Consider the following 17,099-nt stretch of genomic DNA (forward strand, 5'->3'; position numbering starts at 1 on the left):
AAGAGTGTACTGACAATGTTAATTGACGCGACTGATAAGCTCTTCGCGACGTTGCTGTGGGATAACCGACCAATGGGTGCCATTGATCGCTCCTTCTAATGCCCAAAGCAGTTCAATACTGACAGAGGACGTATGAGATTCCTTGATGGCGTTAAATGCGTTTACAGAGCCAGATTCATATAAACGCTCTACGGAATCAATCCCAGCTTTCTTCAACATGCGCTCAGTGGCAAGTCGAAGATTAGGGAGGTCTTTTAGTCGAGTAGGCTTAGCAGCGGACTGTTCAGCTTTCTCTTCTTTTGCAAAGCCCAGAGACGTAGTCGCAAGTTGCAAGATTTTCTCTTGCTCTTGCCACAGGCCTTCTGGTAAAGCGAAGTATTTAGTTACGACAGGGAAACCACGTTTTTTGTAGACGTACGGTTGAAACCCTTGTTGCTCGAACTGTTTTGTTGTGCATTTGTCTGCTCGTATGTGCAACTGGTCATTAACAACCAGAGCAAACATCGTGTCATCAGCAAAAAGACCGAATCCACCAAACATTGAGCGTGATTTTATTTTTCCTAGGGGCTCAAATAACTTCATTGAGTCCTTTAGTATCGGTTTATCCATGTTATTTATCTCGGTGTATTTGAACTACGCCACCAAATAAGCAGGTCCGAGAGATTAGCAAAATGTTGCAATTACATTGTCAATAAGCCGTAAATTACTAAATTATTAGTAGTTACTGCATTTTGCCATCGGTAACTCCGCTACCATACCAACGAGTGGTTTAGGCCGGAAGCTTTGCGTCTCACCTTTTCAAGTGATTTGCCCTGTGCGTGACTGATTGAATAGAATAAAGTTTTTGTTGAATGAGGCTCACACTTGTTATTTTAAAGTGTGACATTGCTTCAATTAATGATCTTTACCATATGAAACTAGGTTTATTTTATCTGCTGATAAAAAAGCGCTCCCAAAGGTGCGCTTGATGAAAATAAACTCAATTTATCAGTTAATTTAACGGTTTAACTGTACTACGCTCAACAATTTCTGGGTGCATTTCGAAGACGCGTTTTTCATGGTCTTTGTCTTTAATGCGTTCAAGCAGAATTTCGAAGGCGTTCTTACCGACACGACGTTTCGGTTGGTGAACGGTGGTTAATGGTGGAGAGAAGTACTCAGCCAATTCGATGTTATCGTAGCCAATGATTGAGATATCCTCTGGAATACGGATGCCTTTCTGCTGTAAGCGACTCATTAAGCCGAGCGCCATGGTATCGTTAAAGCAGAACACTGCTGTAGGGCGCCCTTTCATCTCAACAATTTTGTCTGCGGCAAGTACAGCTGTATCACATTCGAAGTTACCTTCAATGATCATGTCGTCATTTGCAGTGATGTTTGCTTCTTCTAAAGCGCGCTTGTAACCAGCGATACGTTCAACACAGGCAGCTTTGTCTAAGTGGCCACTTAAACAAGCAATCTTTGAGTGACCGCGGTCGATTAGGTATTTAGTTGCTAGGTAGCCGCCTTCTTCGGAGTTATCAATGATCTTATCTGCTTGAGAACTCTCAGGGCCCCAGTCCATGACTACTTTAGGGATGTCAGCGTGACGGTCTAACATCTCTCTAAGTTCTTCAGTTAGGTCTGAACACATAACTAAGATGCCATCTACACGTTTCTCTGCAAGCATTCGAATGTAGTCACGTTGCTTCTCATAGATACCACCAGTGTTACACAGGATCAAAGTGTAGCCTTGACGGTAGCAGTAGCTCTCAACACCATCGATAACTTCAGAGAAGAATAGGTTTGTTGATTGAGTCACTAGCATGCCGATGGTTCGTGTTGAATTACACTTCAAACTACGAGCAACAGCACTTGGTGCATAGTTTAATTCGTCTACCGCTTTATTTACTTTTTCTTGAGTCGCTTCTGCAACAAAACGTGTTTTGTTGATTACGTGAGAAACGGTTGTGGTTGATACGCCTGCTAAGCGAGCGACATCTTTTATAGTGGCCATGGTTTTATCCTATTAGAAGCTACTTTCCCCAAAGTACGGAGTGAAGTAGCCGTTAAGCTACCTAACTAAGAGCTTAAATTTGTAGGGCTCTTTGGGTACTAAGGTGTTAAAAAACAAAAAACCGCTAGTGAGCGGCTTGTTTTAACACCGAAATGCTCTGAACTTAATAAGCATAGCATTTCGTGAATGTTTCATATTTTATCGTTTGCGCTCACAATTCTAGACTGACTAGAAGATACTCGCAATACAATTCACCCAGAAATCCGGGTGAATTGTCACATTCTACGGAATTTATTTACCTAGTCATCAATTAAGCTTATTCACCAGCTAAATATTGAGCATCTAATTGACAGAAAGCCCTTAGCAGAGAAGAGACAGCAGCGTAGAAACCGAATTCATCAACATCGTGACACTTAACGTTGAATTTCGGGATCCAAGTTAATAGCTGTTGTTCGATAAATTGTTGCTGAACTTCGAAGGATTTTTCTAACTCTTCTTCTGATTCTGTTTCATTAGATCGAATGATTAAGTTGCCTAGGAAGTCGAGCTCGATAGCGATGTGGTCTGCTGGTTCTTTTAGATCTTGGTTAACCACTAAGTTGTGCTCAGCCATGATCTCTTCCATCTCTTTCGCTGGCTTATCGTTTAATAGGCCAGTTTCCCCGATGTACATTGATGCATAAGGAAGGGCGCCATGCTTATCTGTCTTTAGGAAAAGGTCGCAAAAGTCAGCGGACAGTTCTAGTTGAGCATCTTCGCGAGTTTGTAGGCGGTTCAGTGCATCAACCAACTTATCAATAGCAGGCTTTAGAGTTTCATTTTCGCCTAAACCAGTTAAGAAAGAACGAATTTCAACAGAATGGTAGTGGTCAAGTTCGTCTTGAGTGAGTTCTTTGGCGAATAAGCTGGATAGCCACCAGTAAATTTCTGCTCTTTGCTCATTGAACGCTTTCGTATCTTTCATTACATAGATCCTGATTTAGTCTTGTGGTGTCTTTTCGCACACCAAGGCTGATGACGAGGTTATTTGCCAAATGCAAAGTTACTCGTTAGTAGTAATGCCTATATTGAATTGTGCTAGACGACAAATAGCAAGGTTTAAGATTGTCTTGTATCAAAAAAAATCCATGTTTCTGGCATTTATCTTCAGTACCACTAGAATTGTTACTAGTTATGAATAGAATAGTCACCGAAACTATTAAATAAGAAAAGTGGTGTAGATGAGCTATCACGTATTAGTCGTAGAAGATGATGTGGTGACCCGTAGTAAACTGGTTGGTTATTTCCAGAACGAAGGTTACACAGTTAGCGAGGCCGAGAGCGGTGCTCAAATGAGAAGCGTGTTAGAAGAAAACAACGTTGACCTCATTATGCTAGACATCAACTTACCAGGCGAAGATGGATTGATGCTAACTCGCGAATTACGCAGTCAATCAGACATTGGAATTATTTTAGTTACTGGACGCACGGATAGCATCGACAAGATTGTTGGCCTTGAAATGGGCGCTGACGATTACGTTACTAAACCTTTCGAACTTCGCGAGTTATTAGTTCGAGTTAAAAATCTACTTTGGCGTATTTCTGCTGCTCGTAAAACGACAGCAGGCGAGGCTGAAGAGTCACAAGATGAGTCAGTGGTTCGTTTTGGCGAGTGGACATTTGATATCCCTCGTCGTGCGTTAAGCAAAAACGGCGAACCAGTAAAACTGACGAAAGCAGAATATGAATTATTAGTTGCACTGTCTTCTTATCCTAATCAGGTATTAAGCCGCGAACGTATTCTTAATATGATCAGCCACCGTGTTGACGCGCCGAATGATCGTACTATTGATGTACTGATTCGTCGCATGCGCGCAAAAATGGAGTTCGACCCTAAGAACCCACAAATTTTTGTGACGGTGCACGGCGAAGGTTACATGTTTGCTGGTGACTAATTCTTGCGGGGCATATTAGTTCGCTAGAATATTGAGTGTTAAAAAGCCGAGACATCATTAATGACTCGGCTTTTTTATTATTTAGTATTTTGTGTCATTTGCCTATTGAGGCAGTGCTGCAGAAACGGAGTTGTCGTCTTCAGCTAAGCTAGATGCTTCAGGTACTACTATTGGCTCTTCGGCAACATCGCTACTGGTGTCTAACCAGTCGCGTAGGCTTTGCCAAACTAATCCTAGCGTCTCGTGCCAGTAACGTTCTGTCTGTTCAAGATAAATCGCTTTAGGCATGTATTTGTTCCAAGGCTCTACTATGCCGTCTTGAGCAAGGTAGTTGGTTGGCGCTGGCAATGGTTTCATGCCTGCTGCATTAAATTCGTTTAGAGCACGTGTCATGTGGCTTGCTGAAGTCACCAATACCATTTTCTTGTTTTTCACGAACGCTGCTGCTTGGCGAGCTTCTTCCCACGTATCTTTGGCTGTTTCCAGCAAAATAATGTCAGGCTTTGCCACACCAAGTGCTAATGCAACTTTAGCCATCATTCTTGCGTTACTTACTTCAGTGCCTGCGCCATAGCCAGACAAAATGAGTTTTGCACCAGGGTAAAGACGTAGAATACGAATCCCTTCGCTTAAACGCATTAAACTTGTGCGGCTAAGTTCTGAAGTCGGCGGAATTTGGTCGTCTACGACATGCGCATGACCGAGAACCATCACGTAATCGACAGTCTCGTCGACTGGTAAAAATGCAGTGTGCTGCCTTTCCATGGGCATTAATAGTTGACTAGATACTGGTTGGAAAGCAATTAAGAAAATACCACAGAGGGCCGAGAGGGTAATTAAGCAACCAGTCTTCCTTTTAGTAGTAAACATCACTAGGGCTAAGCCCAGAAATGCGAGAATTAACATTGCTGGTAGTGGCATCAGTAATGAAGACACTACTTTTTTCAGCTCAAACATATCCGAATAGTCCGAAAAAACATCACTTAGTAGTAAAAAGAGACATCGTCTCTTTATTCCTGAAATTCCTGTGACAGAATAGCAGGCACGATAAGACATAATAACTCAAGTAGCTGTGACTGAAGACCGTAATTTCGACGATATTGCCCACAAATTTGCAAAAAATATTTACGGCTCTGACAAAGGAGAGATCCGTCAGATCATCGTATGGGAAGATTTAGAACAAGCTTTGAGCAAGTTTGAAGATTCTGCTTCTCCACTGCATGTACTTGATGCCGGAGGCGGGTTGGCACAGATGTCGCAAAAAATTGCGGCGCTTGGTCATAAGGTTTCTCTATGTGATCTGTCTTCTGAGATGCTAAAGCTAGCTCAAGAGGGGATCACCGAAGCGGGGCTATTAGAGCAATATCAGTTTATCCATTCTCCAGTACAAAAAGTGGCAGAGCATCTCGACGATCAAGCTGATTTTGTGATGTTTCATGCCGTTATGGAGTGGTTAGCCGACCCTAAAGAAGCACTCGATTTGCTACTTGAACAAGTTAAACCAGGTGGTATCGCCTCGATAATGTTTTACAACCACCACGGATTAGTCCTGAAAAATGTGATTTGTGGCAACATTCCTCATGTATTGAATGGGATGCCACATCGAAAACGGTTTAAGCTGCAACCACAAAAAGGCTTGAAGCCTGAAGAGGTTTATCAATGGATAGAAGACGCTGGTCTAGAAATCTGTGGTAAATCAGGCATTCGCTCCTTCAGTGACTACATAGGTAATATGGAGTACATGGGCGATTACCAATTTGAAGATGTATTGGAACTAGAAAAGCAGCTATGTCGCCAAGAGCCATATCTGTCACTAGGCCGTTATATTCACGTTTGGGCTCAAAAACCTGCGCAATAACAGTGATGAATGTGGTAAAAGAAGCTACGACATGCGCTATGCAATCGTAACAAGCCCGCGTTATAAAGAAATAGGCGTCATTTCAAACGTATTCGATATGACGAAGAACAGTAACAGGAACCACAATGAGTGAAATGACTCAAACTGCCGAAGAGCAGCCAATTGATGAGTTGGTGGGCTGGGTCAAGCAGCATGATTTTTCATTAAACTTGCCGCCAGAGCGCTTAGCATTTTTGATTGCTATCGCAGTATTAAGCAATGAAAGGTTCGATGAAGAGTTGGGCGAGGGTGAACTGCATGATGCATTTACTATCGTCACTCGACTGTTTGAAGATACTGGTGAAGCGTCAGCGTTTCGCGCTAATAACGCAATTAATGAGTTGGTTAAACAGAAGATGATAAGCCGCTTTACCAGCGAAATTACCGATGGCGCAAGCATCTACCGCTTGTCACCGTTGGCTATTGGTATCTCAGATTATTACTTACGTCACCGTAAGTTCTCTAAATTAAAATTGTCTATCCAGCTTTCTATGGTTGCGGACGAGATGGCTAAAGCCATTGAAGCAGCGCAGAAGGGCGGAACTCCAGGACATTGGAGAAAGAACGTTTACGGCGTGCTCAAGTATTCTGTTGGTGAAATTTTCGATCAGATCGATCTTAACCAACGTGTGATGGATGAGCAGCAGCAAACCGTTAAGCAGCAAATTGCCGACCTTTTAAACAAAGATTGGCGAGAAGCGATCAACAACTGTGAAACCTTGCTATCAGAAACCTCGTCCACGCTAAAAGAATTGCAAGACACCTTGCAAGCGGCGGGTGATGAACTGCAAACACAGATCCTCGATATTCAAGAAATTGTTTACGGTGACGATGAACTCGAGTTTGTTGGTGAAACCCTGTTTGGCTTGCAGATGAAGCTCGACCGAATCACAAGTTGGGGTCAGCAAGCGATCGACTTGTGGATCGGCTACGACCGCCACGTTCATAAGTTTATCCGTACCGCGATTGATATGGATAAAAACCGTGCCTTTAGCCAACGCTTGCGTCAGTCGGTTACCGACTACTTTGACGCGCCTTGGTTACTGACCTACGCCGATGCTGAAAAGCTCACCGATCTGCGTGATGAAGCCTTGGTACTTCGTGATGATGAAGTAATGGGCCAAGCACCAATCGACGTAGAATATGAAGAATTTGAGCAAGTGAATGATCTGCTTTCAGACCGAATTGCAGAGATGTTGAAAGCTCACAAACAGCAAGGTGCGCCAATTGATCTTGGCCTTGTGCTACGCGATTACCTCGCAGCACACCCTCGCACACACCATTTTGATTTAGCCAGAATTGTTGTCGACCAAGCGGTGCGCTTAGGTTACTCAGAGTCTGACTATCAGGCTATTCAGCCAGATTGGCAGGCAATCAACGATTTCGGTGCAAAGGTACAAGCAAATGTCATTAACAAGTACTGATGATTACATGCCAGAGAAACTGGTAAAAGCGATAGCGAACCCATTGTTCCCTGCGCTAGACAGCATGCTACGTTCAGGTAAGCATATTTCAACAGAAGACCTAGATAACCACGCGTTACTTTCTGATTTTGAAGTTGAGCTTCAGCATTTCTACCAACGCTACAACACAGAACTTGTGAAAGCACCGGAAGGTTTCTTCTATCTGCGTCCACGTTCTACGTCTCTGATCGGCCGCAGTGTGTTGTCTGAGCTAGATATGCTTGTTGGTAAGGTATTGTGTTTCTTATACCTAAGCCCAGAGCGTTTAGCTCACGAAGGTATCTTCACTAACCAAGAGTTGTTTGAAGAGCTAATGGCGTTAGCGGATGAGAAAAAACTCATGAAGCTAGCAACCAACCGTGCGTCTGGTTCTGACTTAGACAAAGAAAAGCTGTTTGAAAAAGTACGTACATCTCTACGCCGTTTACGTCGTATCGGCATGTTGATTGCGATTGGTGAGACGGGCAAGTTCCGTATCAGCGAAGCAGTGTTCCGCTTTGGTGCTGACGTACGTGTTGGCGATGATATGAAAGAAGCTCAACTGCGTCTGATCCGTGACGGTGAAGCTGTGGTGCATACTCAAGAGCCTAATCAAGGTAGCTTGTTGAATGAAGAGCAAGCGGAAGCCGTATCAGAAGTCGATGCAGACGTAGACGAAAACGGTCAACAAGACATTTTTAACGATCAAGCTGACTTTGACCTTGGGTCAAACGACGGCGAACAAACAAAAGTAGAAGGTGAAGCATGATTGAAAGAGGTAAGTATCAATCATTAACCATGGTCAACTGGAACGGCTTCTTCGCGCGTACTTTTGATATTGATGGATTGGTTACAACGCTTTCTGGCGGTAACGGTGCAGGTAAGTCGACCACGATGGCGGCATTCATTACAGCACTTATCCCAGACCAAAGCCTTCTGCATTTCCGTAACACTACGGAAGCGGGTAGCTCACAGTCATCTCGTGATAAAGGCCTTTACGGTAAGCTTCAGCCAGGCGCATGTTATGCCGCACTGGATGTAGTGAACTCTCGTAACCAGCGCCTACTGTTTGCAGTAAAACTGCAGCAAGTGGCGGGCCGTGATAAGAAAGTCGACATCAAGCCGTTTGTTATCCAAGGCCTTCCTAGCCATGTGAAACCAACGGATGTACTGATTCAAAACGTTTCAGACAGCCACGCTCGTGTATGTCAGTTGAACGATGTGAAAGCAGCGGTAGCGCAATACGAAGGCGCACATTTCAAAGCCTTCTCTTCGATTGTTGATTACCACTCACAGATGTTTGAGTACGGTGTCGTACCGAAGAAACTGCGTAATAGCAGCGACCGTTCTAAGTTCTACCGCCTGATTGAGGCATCACTTTACGGTGGTATCTCAAGTGCGATTACACGTTCTCTGCGTGATTACCTTCTGCCGCAAAATGGTGGTGTGAAGAAAGCATTCCAAGATATGGAATCGGCACTGCGTGAGAACCGCATGACGCTAGAAGCGATCAAGACAACTCAGTCGGATCGTGACTTGTTCAAGCATTTGATCACTGAATCGACCAACTACGTGGCAGCAGACTACATGCGCCATGCGAACGATCGTCGTAACAAGCTTGATCAAACCATGAAGTTCCGTGGTGAGCTGTTTGGTTCGCGTGAAACTTTACTTGAGCAAAACAACTTGTTGAATCGAGTTCAAGAAGAGCTTGAGTTGCTGGTGGATCAAGAATCGTCTCTAGAACAAGACTACCAAGCAGCTTCGGATCATCTTCAATTGGTTCAAACTGCACTTCGTCAGCAAGAGAAAATTGCTCGCTACAGCGAAGATCTAGAAGAGCTTAATGAGCGTCTAGAAGAGCAGATGATGGTGGTTGAGGAAGCTCAAGAGCGCGTACTTTTGGCTGAAGAGCAGGCAACCATCACTGAAGAAGAAGTGGATAGCCTGAAGACTCAGCTTGCTGATTACCAACAAGCGTTGGATGTTCAGCAGACTCGTGCACTTCAATACCAGCAAGCCGTTCAAGCTTTAGAGAAAACCAAGCAGTTGCTAGGTGATGAATCTATTACTGCAGAAAGCGCGTTAACCTTGGTTTCTGAGCTAAAAGCACAAGAAGAATCAAGCACGCAGACGCTACTGTCGACTAAGCACAAGCTAGACATGTCTTCTGCAGCTTCTGCACAGTTCGACAAAGCTCTGTCTTTGGTTAAGAGCATCGTTGGTGACGTTGAGCGTAAAGAAGCGTCTGATAGCGCTAAGCAAGCTCTAGAAAAAGGCCGCAACGCTAAACACGTTGTTGAAAACGAACAGCAATGGCGTGCTCAGCACCGTGACATGGCTCGTGACGTAGCGCAGCAACGTCAAGCTAAAGAGCTAGCGACTGAATACCAAAAGCAACACAACATTTCACTGACTGACGAAGCGGTTTTCGAAGAAGAACGTGAACGTCATGCAATGCAGATCGAAACGCTTGAGTATGCTCAAGAAGAGCTGCGTGAAGCGAAGAGTGAACAACGTCGTGTTCAGCAAAACCACGATCAAGAGATTAAAAAGCTTGAATCTGTTGCTCCTGCGTGGATCACAGCAAATGATGCGCTTGAGTCGTTGAGAGATCAAACCGAAGCTGAGCTAGAAGATAGCCAAGCTGTGATGACGCAAATGCAGCAAGTGCTTGAAGATGAAAAATCTCAAGCGGTGGCTAAAGATCAACTGGCAACGCGCCGAGCTGAACTTGAGCAAGAGATAGAGCGTCTAGCGTCACCTGGTGGTTCTAACGATCCTCGTTTGAAAGGCTTAGCAGACACACTTGGTGGCGTTCTGCTTTCTGAGATCTACGACGACATCACGATTGGCGATGCACCATACTTCAGTGCGATGTATGGCCCGGCTCGTCATGCGATTGTGGTTTCAGATCTTGATGGCATCAAAGAGAAACTGATTGATCTTGATGATTGCCCTGAAGACCTTTACATCCTTGAAGGTGATGTAGACGCGTTTGATGACAGCTCGTTCAATGCCGATGAATTAGAAGGCGCGGTGTGTGTTCAACTGAACGATCGCCAGATGCGTTACTCTCGTTTCCCTGAGATCCCACTGTTTGGCCGTGCAGCTCGTGAGCAACGTTTAGAGAAACTGCGTGAAGAGCGCGATGTGGTTGTTGAGAATCACGCGAAAGCTGCGTTTGACTCTCAAAAACTGAATCGTTTATACCAAGCATTCAATAGTTTTGTAGCGAAGCACCTGCACGTTGCGTTTAACGCAGATCCAGAGCAAGCCCTGACAGTCGTTCGTGAGAAACGCAACCAAGTAGTGCGCTCGTTAGCTGAACTGGATTCGAAAGAGCAACAACAACGCAGCCAGCTTCAACAAAGTAAACAGGCGATTGCTGCGCTTGATAAGTTAGCGCCTATGGTTCGTATTATAGAAGACGAAACATTAGTTGAGCGTTTGGCTGAACTAGAAGTACAACTAGAACGCCTGAGCGAAGCTAAGTCTTACCTGAACACTCACGGCAAAGCACTTGCTTCACTAGAGCAAATCGTTTCTGCACTAGACGCAGACCCAGAGCAATTTGAAGCTTTGGAAGCAGAGTACCGCCAAGCGGACAACGCGCTGCAAAAGTTAAAAGGCAAAGTGTTCGCGCTGTCTGATCTGATTGAACGTCGTCACTACTTTGCTTACGCAGACTCGATTGACCTGCTTAACAAGAGCAGCGAACTGAGCGAACAACTGAAAGCGAAACTGGTTCAAGCGGAACAAGCAAGAACCAAAGGCCGTGATGGCTTGAAGCAAGCTCGTGAACAGATGAACCAATATAACCAAGTATTGGCGGCACTGAAGAGCTCACATCAAGCGAAGCAAGAGACGGTTCAAGAGTTCAAACAAGAGCTACAAGAGTTTGGCGTAAACGCTGATGAAGGCGCTGAAGAGCGTGCTGTACGTCGTCGTGACGAGCTTCAAGAGCGTTTACACACATCTCGCAGCCGCAAGAGTGAATACGAGCGTACGATTACGTCAACAGAACTTGAGATGAAAGCCCTGGCTAAGCGTCTTAAGAAAGTACAGAAAGAGTACACAGAGCTTCGTACCTTCGTTGTTGCAGCAAAAGCCGGCTGGTGTTCAGTACTTCGCTTAGCTCGTGAAAATGACGTTGAGCGTCGTCTACACAAGCGTGAACTGGCTTACCTAACTGCGGGCGAGCTTCGCTCTATGTCGGATAAATCGTTGGGTGCATTGCGTTTGGCAGTAGCTGACAATGACGACCTACGTGATGCGTTGCGTCTATCTGAAGACAACGCACATCCAGAGCGTAAAGTTCTGTTCTACATTGCGGTTTACCAACATCTTCGCGAGCGTATTCGCCAAGACATCATTCATACGGATGATCCGGTTGAAGCAATCGAAGAGATGGAAGTTGAGCTCGCTCGACTAACTGAAGAATTGACACAGCGTGAAAACCGCTTGGCGATTAGCTCTGAGTCGGTAGCAAGCATTATCAAGAAAACAATTCAGCGCGAGCAGAACCGTATTCGAATGCTGAACCAAGGCTTGTCTAATATTTACTTTGGTCAGGTTAAGGGCGTTCGTCTGAACGTTAAGATCCGTGAAAGCCACGAAATCTTGCTGTCAGGCCTAGCGACTCAGCAAGAGCAGCACAAAGACTTGTTTGAATCAACGCGCTTTACCTTCTCTGAAGCAATGGCGAAGTTGTTCCAACGTGTGAACCCCCATATCGATATGGGTCAACGTTCTCCGCAAGTTCTGGGTGAAGAGTTACTGGATTACCGTAATTACTTAGAGTTAAGTGTTGAAGTAAACCGTGGTTCAGATGGTTGGCTACAAGCGGAATCGGGCGCTCTGTCTACGGGTGAGGCGATCGGTACTGGGCAATCTATCCTACTGATGGTCGTTCAGAGTTGGGAAGAAGAGTCTCGTCGACTTCGTAGTAAAGACATCGTTCCATGTCGCTTGTTGTTCCTCGATGAAGCAGCACGTCTGGATGCGAAATCTATCTCTACGTTGTTTGAACTGTGTGACCGTCTAGGTATGCAGCTTCTGATTGCAGCCCCTGAGAACATCAGCCCAGAGAAAGGTACAACCTACAAACTGGTACGTAAGGTCTTCAAAGATCACGAACATGTACACGTTGTTGGTTTGCGAGGTTTTGCTCAAAACAAACCTGCATCTCCAGTGCAAGAGCTTATCGAAGAAACTGAGCAATAAGCTCGATAGCGATTCAACGATACTAATTCATAGCCCCTAATCATTAGGGGCTTTTTAGTACCTAAGTCTAGCGTTCTGCAATTGTTCTAACTCCCTTTATGCAACCCACTTAATATACTTCGTGTCTAGCCCTCTTTGACTTACTGTTAAGACCACTCATATATTAGGGGTAATCTCAATAGAACTTGTTTGAAGTCACACGCACAAAACCACAAATAATGTATGGTAATGGTATGACAGTAGTGTCTACACACTGCTGAACGACTAATTAGTATTTTTGAGCGTGACTATTACGCAAACTGGAAGGTAGGACTCAATATGATTCAAATCGTTATTGATGGGAAATTTCGAATCGTCGAACAAGGACAAACCGTACTTGAAGCGGCAAAAACATGTGGTTTAGAGATCCCATCTCTATGTGGTTTGAACAAAACAACTGATAAGATTCCATGCGATTTATGTGTCGTCGAGGTTGATGGCGTGGGCATGAAGCGCTCGTGCGAGCTTGAAGTGTCAAATGGGTTGAATATTACGACTCAGTCAAAGCAGTTGACCAACCATCGACAAGAAGCGTTGAACCGCATCATGACAGACCACTATGCAGATTGTGAGGCACCATGCCAAACTGCGTGCCCTGCAGGAGTCGATATTCAATCTTACCTGCATCATATTGCTCAAAATGATCACATGAAAGCGATTGAGGTGATCAAAAAGACATTACCAATGCCACTTTCGATTGGTCGTGTATGTCCTGCATTCTGTGAAACTGAATGCCGTCGCAACTTGGTTGATGAATCCATAGCGATACGCCAACTCAAACGACACGCAGCCGATGCAGATTTAGCGGCTCAAGAGAGCTACATGCCAGCTAAGAAACCAAATAAAGGTAAAAGCATAGCGATTGTTGGTAGTGGCCCCGGTGGTCTTACGGCCGGTTATTATCTATCTAACGAAGGTTATGAGGTCAGAGTTTATGAGTCTATGCCTAAAGCTGGTGGTTGGTTACGTTACGGCATCCCGGAATATCGCTTACCTAAGTCGATTCTAGATAAAGAAATCGAATTGATGTGTCGTAACGGGATGTCGGTAGAGTGCGACAAGAAGCTCGGTGTTGATTTTACTTTATCGGATTTAAGCAACGATTTTGATGCGGTTTGTTTAGCCGTTGGTGCATCACAAGCTGTCGAGATGAATTATCCCGGTAGCGAGCTTGGCGGCTGTTATCTAGGCGTCGATTATCTTAAAGATTATGTGACTGACAAACAGTTCACTACGGGCAAAAAAGTGGCGGTTATTGGCGGTGGTAATACTGCAATTGACTGCGCACGAACCGCAGTGCGTGATGGCGCTGATACAACACTCATTTATCGTCGTACTCGAGATGAGATGCCAGCCGAAGATTACGAAATCGAAGAGGCTGAACATGAAGGCGTCAAGTTCCACTTCTTGACTAATCCTGCGGAAAACATAGCCGATGAAAGTGGCCATGTATCAGAAATACGATTAGAGCGTATGGCTTTGGGGCCAGCAGATGCTTCAGGTCGTCGCAGCCCTAAACCAACTGGCGAGTTCTTTGTTGAAGCGTTCGATATGGTTATCGCTGCGGTGTCGCAAAAGCCAGACTTAAGCTTTATGGACAATGAAGCGATTGATATTCCTCTTACCCGTTGGAATACCGCTGATGCCGATCCGCAAACCATGCACACGGGTACAGGTAACATCTTTAGTATTGGTGATTTCCGACGTGGCCCTGCGACAGCGGTGGAAGCGGTGGGGGATGGTCGTATTGCTGCACAAGCGATCGATCGCTTCTTCAATGGCGACATGGATAATATTCCGGCGAAACCGTTTAATTCAAGAAAACAAAAACAACTCAAAGCCGTTGATCCCGAGCAGTACAAGTCAATACAACGAATAGCTCGTAAGATTATGCCCGAGTTAACGCCCGAGCAGCGTGAACAAAGTTTTGAGGAAGTCGAGACTGGCTTTGATAATGCCGATGCAATCGCAGAAGCCTCAAGATGTCTGGAGTGTGGTTGCCAAGCCAATACCGACTGCGACCTTCGCGATTACTCGACTGAATACAAGGCAACTCAAACGCACCCTGAATACAAGATTGATATCGCTTCGAATGAAAGTTGGCAGGCGATTCGCGCAGAAGAAGCGAAGGTTGGTCTAACAAGACAAAAATTTGCCGTTGATGACAGCTCAGAATTTATTATCTTTGATGCTAACCGTTGTATCAGTTGTGGACAGTGCATCCAAGCATGTCGTGAGCAGAATGTTCATGGCGTTCTAAGCTTCATGAGCCAATCCGATGGTAAGCCTGCATCAAGACCAGAGTGTCGCCCGAATTTCGGGGCTAACCAGACTTTGATGGGCGATTCGAACTGTGTTCAATGCGGCTCTTGTGTTCAGGCGTGTCCAACTGGTGCAATGGTCGATGCGAGAGATAGAAAGCAGGGCGACACTGACGTACTCAAGAAAGTCGATACGATCTGCACCTATTGTGGCGTGGGTTGTAAGCTCACAATGCATGTTGATGAGCAGAAAAACAAAATCCGCTATATCGAAGGTGGTGACTCTCCAGTTAATGAAGGCATGTTGTGTGTTAAAGGGCGATTCGGCTTCGATTTTGTGGGCAGCGATGCACGTTTAACGACGCCATTAATTCGTAAAGATGGCTGGTTACAACCTGCAAGTTGGGATGAAGCGATTAAGCTCATTGCCGAGAAGTTTACAGCGATTAAGCAAGGCTTTGGCAGTAACGCTTTGGCGGGGTTCTCGTCGGCGAAAACCACCAACGAAGATAACTATGCGTTCCAAAAATTCATTCGTCGTGAACTAGGTACCAATAACGTCGATCACTGTGCTCGTCTTTGTCATGCCTCGACGGTGACTGGGCTTGAAGCTTCACTAGGCAGTGGAGCGATGACCAATGATATTCCAAGTATCAAGCATTCTGATGTGATCTTTATTATTGGTTCGGACACCACATCGGCACATCCAATTATCGGCTCACACATCAAACAGGCGGTGAGACATGGTGGAGCGCGATTAATCGTTGCCGACCCAAAACGAATCGATATTGCTGACCATGCTGAGCTTTACTTAGCGCACCGACCGGGTACCGATGTAATGCTGATCAATGGTGTGATGCAGCAGATCATCAAACACGGTTGGTACGACCAAGAGTATATCGAAGATCGTGTAGACGGCTTTGATACCTTGCTCCAAGAGGTGATGTCACCAAGCTATTCGTTAGAAAAAGTGGAATTGGTGACTGGCGTTAAAGCGGAAGACATCTTCGCCATGGCGCGCTTGATTGGTACTGCAGAACGAACCGCGGTGTACTACTCGATGGGGATTACCCAGCACACTACTGGGCATGACAACGTACGTTCAATCGCTAACCTGCAACTTTTGTGCGGCAACATCGGTATTGAAGGTGGTGGTATCAACCCATTACGTGGTCAATCGAATGTTCAGGGTGCGTGCGACATGGGTGCTCTGCCAAACAATCTTCCGGGTTATCAGAAAGTGTATGACCCAATAGTTCGTCAAAAATTCGCGATGGAGTGGGGCGTTACTGATTTGCCCGCTGAAACAGGGTTAACGCTGACCGAGATTATTGATGGCGCGTGTCATCGAGATGTTCGTGGTCTGTACGTAATGGGCGAGAATCCAGTGCTGAGTGACCCGAACCAAGCGCATGTGATTGAAGGTCTTGAAGCGTTAGATTTCCTTGTGGTGCAAGACATCTTCTTAACCGAAACGGCGCAGTATGCCGATGTGGTTCTACCGTCTTGCTCATTCGCTGAAAAGTCTGGTCACTTTACAAATACCGAGCGTCGTGTTCAGCGCATTAACCCGGCGGTATTACCTCCAGGTGAAGCGAAAGAAGATTGGGTGATTATCCAAATGCTAGCCAACGCAATGGGCGGTGGTTGGAACTATAAAACCGTTGCCGATATCACCAATGAGATAGCACGCGTAACGCCACAGTATGGTGGTTTACGTTGGGAGAATATTATGGTTAATGGTGTTCAATGGCCAAGTAACAAGAATAACCCTGACGGTACGCGTATCATGCACCAGACTCAGTTCACTCGCGGGCGTGGTCAAATGGAAGCGATTCCGTTTAGATACGCAGCAGAGCTTCCTGATGCTGAATACCCGCTAGTGTTAACGACAGGACGTATTCTAGAGCAATTCCACACCGGAACCATGACACGTAAAACCAAAGGGCTTGATAACCTAGCTGGGCCTCGTGCGATGGTGAGTGTTCATGATGCTGAAGCGTTAGGCATTTCGAATGGTCAGATGCTTAAGGTATCAACACGTCGTGGTGAAATTGAAATCGCGGCATTTGTAACTAAGCGGATGCAGAAGGGCGTGGTATTCATTCCATTCCACTTTGTCGAGTCTCCAGTTAACCGTTTAACTACCACGGCTACTGATCCTCACGCTAAGATCCCTGAGTTTAAGGTGGCGGCTGTGCGTATTGACCCCATTCGTGAGCCTGAAACGAAAACGACAGAAGCTTAGTTTCGAGCGTTAAGCGAATCAGTGACAGACATTAAAAAGCCGCGTAACTCTCAGAG

Annotated in this window: 10 protein-coding genes and 1 riboswitch; of the genes, 6 read left to right on the plus strand and 4 right to left on the minus strand. The window is 45.4% G+C overall.

Annotated features, from left to right (window positions below):
• Nucleotides 1-18 precede the first annotated feature (18 nt).
• The 3 genes from L1D11_RS01140 to torD all read right to left on the minus strand — a co-directional run bounded on the left by L1D11_RS01140 (nucleotide 19) and on the right by torD (nucleotide 2,960).
• Nucleotides 19-609 (minus strand): TfoX/Sxy family DNA transformation protein, encoded by a 591-nt coding sequence (locus L1D11_RS01140; RefSeq protein WP_239831393.1) that lies wholly within the window; start codon nucleotides 607-609, stop codon nucleotides 19-21.
• Between the two features lie 127 nt (nucleotides 610-736).
• Nucleotides 737-822: riboswitch (cyclic di-GMP riboswitch) on the minus strand.
• Nucleotides 823-991: 169 nt separating this feature from the next.
• Nucleotides 992-1,996: an HTH-type transcriptional repressor PurR gene (gene purR / locus L1D11_RS01145; protein ID WP_239831394.1), complete on the minus strand. Its 1,005-nt coding sequence runs from the start codon at nucleotides 1,994-1,996 to the stop codon at nucleotides 992-994.
• 316 nt (nucleotides 1,997-2,312) lie between these two features.
• Nucleotides 2,313-2,960: a molecular chaperone TorD gene (gene torD / locus L1D11_RS01150; RefSeq protein ID WP_239831395.1), complete on the minus strand. Its 648-nt coding sequence runs from the start codon at nucleotides 2,958-2,960 to the stop codon at nucleotides 2,313-2,315.
• Between the two features lie 256 nt (nucleotides 2,961-3,216).
• On the opposite strand from torD, the gene torR reads away from it, so the two are divergent.
• On the plus strand, nucleotides 3,217-3,930 hold the full coding sequence (gene torR / locus L1D11_RS01155; RefSeq protein ID WP_004737446.1) for a two-component system response regulator TorR: 714 nt from the start codon (nucleotides 3,217-3,219) through the stop codon (nucleotides 3,928-3,930).
• 102 nt (nucleotides 3,931-4,032) lie between these two features.
• On the opposite strand, the gene elyC is transcribed toward torR, so the two are convergent.
• A complete protein-coding gene (gene elyC / locus L1D11_RS01160) occupies nucleotides 4,033-4,887 on the minus strand; it encodes an envelope biogenesis factor ElyC (RefSeq protein ID WP_239831396.1) in 855 nt (284 codons plus the stop codon).
• Between the two features lie 115 nt (nucleotides 4,888-5,002).
• Here elyC and cmoM point away from each other — a divergent pair, with 115 nt between their 5' ends.
• The 5 genes from cmoM to fdhF all read left to right on the plus strand — a co-directional run bounded on the left by cmoM (nucleotide 5,003) and on the right by fdhF (nucleotide 17,043).
• Complete coding sequence (gene cmoM / locus L1D11_RS01165; RefSeq protein ID WP_239831397.1) at nucleotides 5,003-5,788, plus strand: tRNA uridine 5-oxyacetic acid(34) methyltransferase CmoM; 786 nt, start codon at nucleotides 5,003-5,005, stop codon at nucleotides 5,786-5,788.
• A 125-nt stretch (nucleotides 5,789-5,913) separates the two neighbouring features.
• Nucleotides 5,914-7,251: a chromosome partition protein MukF gene (gene mukF, locus L1D11_RS01170; RefSeq protein ID WP_239831398.1), complete on the plus strand. Its 1,338-nt coding sequence runs from the start codon at nucleotides 5,914-5,916 to the stop codon at nucleotides 7,249-7,251.
• Nucleotides 7,232-8,038 carry a chromosome partition protein MukE gene (gene mukE, locus L1D11_RS01175; RefSeq protein ID WP_239831399.1) on the plus strand — a complete coding sequence of 269 codons (807 nt, stop codon included), beginning with the start codon at nucleotides 7,232-7,234 and terminating at the stop codon, nucleotides 8,036-8,038. Before mukF ends, mukE begins: the two co-directional genes overlap by 20 nt.
• Nucleotides 8,035-12,495 (plus strand): chromosome partition protein MukB, encoded by a 4,461-nt coding sequence (gene mukB / locus L1D11_RS01180; RefSeq protein ID WP_239831400.1) that lies wholly within the window; start codon nucleotides 8,035-8,037, stop codon nucleotides 12,493-12,495. Before mukE ends, mukB begins: the two co-directional genes overlap by 4 nt.
• Before the next feature lie 318 nt (nucleotides 12,496-12,813).
• A complete protein-coding gene (gene fdhF / locus L1D11_RS01185; RefSeq protein WP_239831401.1) occupies nucleotides 12,814-17,043 on the plus strand; it encodes a formate dehydrogenase subunit alpha in 4,230 nt (1,409 codons plus the stop codon).
• Nucleotides 17,044-17,099: the final 56 nt, after the last annotated feature.

It is taken from the genome of Vibrio sp. Isolate32 (assembly GCF_022397955.1).
Classification (GTDB): domain Bacteria; phylum Pseudomonadota; class Gammaproteobacteria; order Enterobacterales; family Vibrionaceae; genus Vibrio.

Excerpts from the sequence above, each read along its gene's own strand:
- torR (WP_004737446.1), top strand. The coding sequence starts at position 3,217 with ATGAGCTATCACGTATTAGTCGTAGAAGATGATGTGGTGACCCGTAGT.
- mukB (WP_239831400.1), top strand. The coding sequence starts at position 8,035 with ATGATTGAAAGAGGTAAGTATCAATCATTAACCATGGTCAACTGGAAC.
- mukE (WP_239831399.1), top strand. The coding sequence starts at position 7,232 with ATGTCATTAACAAGTACTGATGATTACATGCCAGAGAAACTGGTAAAA.
- torD (WP_239831395.1), bottom strand. The coding sequence starts at position 2,960 with ATGAAAGATACGAAAGCGTTCAATGAGCAAAGAGCAGAAATTTACTGG.
- purR (WP_239831394.1), bottom strand. The coding sequence starts at position 1,996 with ATGGCCACTATAAAAGATGTCGCTCGCTTAGCAGGCGTATCAACCACA.
- fdhF (WP_239831401.1), top strand. The coding sequence starts at position 12,814 with ATGATTCAAATCGTTATTGATGGGAAATTTCGAATCGTCGAACAAGGA.
- L1D11_RS01140 (WP_239831393.1), bottom strand. The coding sequence starts at position 609 with ATGGATAAACCGATACTAAAGGACTCAATGAAGTTATTTGAGCCCCTA.
- elyC (WP_239831396.1), bottom strand. The coding sequence starts at position 4,887 with ATGTTTGAGCTGAAAAAAGTAGTGTCTTCATTACTGATGCCACTACCA.
- mukF (WP_239831398.1), top strand. The coding sequence starts at position 5,914 with ATGAGTGAAATGACTCAAACTGCCGAAGAGCAGCCAATTGATGAGTTG.